This window comes from Chloroflexota bacterium, from assembly GCA_018648225.1.
Classification (GTDB): Bacteria; Chloroflexota; Anaerolineae; order Anaerolineales; family UBA11858; genus NIOZ-UU35.
Genome location: JABGRQ010000012.1, coordinates 1 through 2383 on the forward strand (window position 1 = coordinate 1; position 2383 = coordinate 2383).

Below are 2383 nucleotides of genomic sequence, written 5' to 3' on the forward strand. Positions count from 1 at the left end.
GGTCGAGCAAGAAGAAACCCGACGAAAAAAACGAGATCGCAAACCAGACGAACAGGCTGAGATGGAGCGGATGCTGGATAGAGAAAGCAAGAGTCGCCCGCTCTCGGTCATTGAAGCGCTTCAAATATCTGTGGATCGTCGCATGGTCTTGGTAGGTTTTCCGGGTACGGGTAAATCTACCTTTGTGCGCTATCTGGCATTAATGATGGCGCAGGAACTGAGCGGCGAAGCGCGCCGCATTCATGGCTGGGCTGGCAGACCGCTGCTCCCAATAGCCATCTCGTTGGGTCGCTTTGCGGAGAGTTTGCCCAAAGGTATTCAAAAGGGTCAAACGGAACACCTAGAAAAATTTCTAAAAACCACCCTGGAGGCCGATAAACGCACAGCCGCGTTTGCACCTTACCTGCTGGAAACGCTCAAACAGGATGGCGCCCTGTTTCTGTTCGATGGGTTGGACGAAGTGGCTAATCTTGCCTTGCGCCCGATTGTCGTGGAAGCGGTTGAAAACTTTGCCGATGCTTATGGCCGCGCCAACCCCAAGAGTATTTTTATGGTTACGTGCCGCACCTATTCCTATCAGGATCAACGCTGGCAATTGACCCAATGGCCGCAGCATGAACTGGCGCTGCTGACCGATGAACAAATCCAACGTTTCGTTACTTCATGGTACGACCAGCATACGTTGCTCGACCAGAAACGTGCCATCGAATACGGCGAGAAAAAACAAAAATTGATGGCTGCGCTCCAACCCGATGACCGCCGCCGCTTGAGCGAAGTAGCGCGCTTCCCGATCATTCTGACTGTGATGGCAGTGGTACACGCCAGCTACGAACTGCCCGATAGCCGCGCCCAGGTCTACAAGCAATGCGTTGATCTGCTGCTCGAAAAATGGAACGCCAAGCGCGCAATTATGGGGCGGGAGCAAACCCGCAATATCCTGGCTGAATTGAATGTCCCCCGCGCTCGCATTGACCAGGCTCTGTATGAAATTGCCTTCGAAGCCCATCGTGGGCGCAATGATGATGATGCCTCAGGCGGCTTGGTGACAGAAAAACTGGTCAGCGGTGTAATGACGGAATATCTTCAGGATAGTGAGAAAGTGGGCGTTTTTCTGGACTACTGCCAAAAAGCAAATGGACTGTTGATGCTGCAAGGCACAGTCACCTCGCCCGGCAGTAATGCCATACCGCGCCGGGTGTATACTTTTCCACACCTGACCTTTGAAGAATATCTGGCCGGGCGCTATCTGGATGGGCGGGGTGGCGAAATCGTCAGAAAACTACTTGACCAGGCACATGACCGCTGGCGTGAAGTAACCAAGCTGCTGGCAGAATATTTGTGTTTTGAGAGCGCTGATCTCGCTCGTATGAATAATCTTCTTGAAGCCTTGTCATCACCTTTTCCACTAGAGCCTGCTGATGAAGATTGGCGCGCCCTGTGGCTGGCAGGCGAATTACTGGTACTCTACAAACGTGCCTTCCCAAAAGCCTATCGTGATGAAGGTGAAATTATCACGAACTTGCGCAAATTGCTGGACGCAGCTGCATTGGCCCCGCGTGAGCGCGCCGCAGCCGCCGATATTTTGGACGAATTAGGCTACCTGCCGGATGACTTGCACAGTTTTGTCCTTATTCCCAATAGTGAATTGCCTGATTATTTGATTGCCCGCTACCCGGTGACGAATGCGCAATACCAGCGATTTTTGGAAGCGCAGGATTTTGGAGAGCGAGACTATTGGGTAGATTTCCCGAAGTTCGGCGAGCCGGAGAAAAACTACGCGCAGATGGAGCATTGGGGCGAAGAAGGCTGGGCGTGGCTGCAAAAGAATTGGGATGAGAACAAAAAGAAATATCCGCGCGATTGGGATGAAGTGCGTTTTGGGATTGCCCGCCTGGGCGTGCCGGTGGTGGGGATCACCTGGTACGAGGCCAATGCGTACTGCAAGTGGCTGCTGGCGCATTGGGATGAGTTGCTGGAAGGGGAGCAAAACCCTGAGCTAAAACCGGAACTGATACGCCTGCCAACCGAAGCGGAATGGATTGCGGCAGCGGGCGGAGCCGATCCAGAAGACCGCTGTCCGTGGGATGCGAAGGGTGCAGTGACGCAGGAAGAAGCAGAAATCCAGCGCCGGGCGAATGTGGAAAAAAGCGGCATTGGGCGCACTACACCAGTAGGCATGTATCCGCTGGGCGTCAGTCCAATAGGGGTGTGGGATATGGGTGGCAACGTTTGGGAGTGGCAAGCGAATTATCGAGATAAAGATCACGATTTTATGGCCCTTCGTGGCGGCTCGTGGTACCACTATTCTCTCAACGTCCGTCTCTCCCGTCGCGACTTCGATCGCCCGTACTACAATTGGGACAGCTACGGTTTTCGGGTGGTG

1 protein-coding gene is annotated in these 2383 nt (G+C 53.6%); it reads left to right on the forward strand.

Translation table 11 applies throughout. From position 1 onward, the window contains the following. Positions 1–2383 (forward strand): SUMF1/EgtB/PvdO family nonheme iron enzyme (locus tag HN413_00120; GenBank protein ID MBT3388792.1); only part of this gene is annotated, 2383 nt, incomplete at both ends.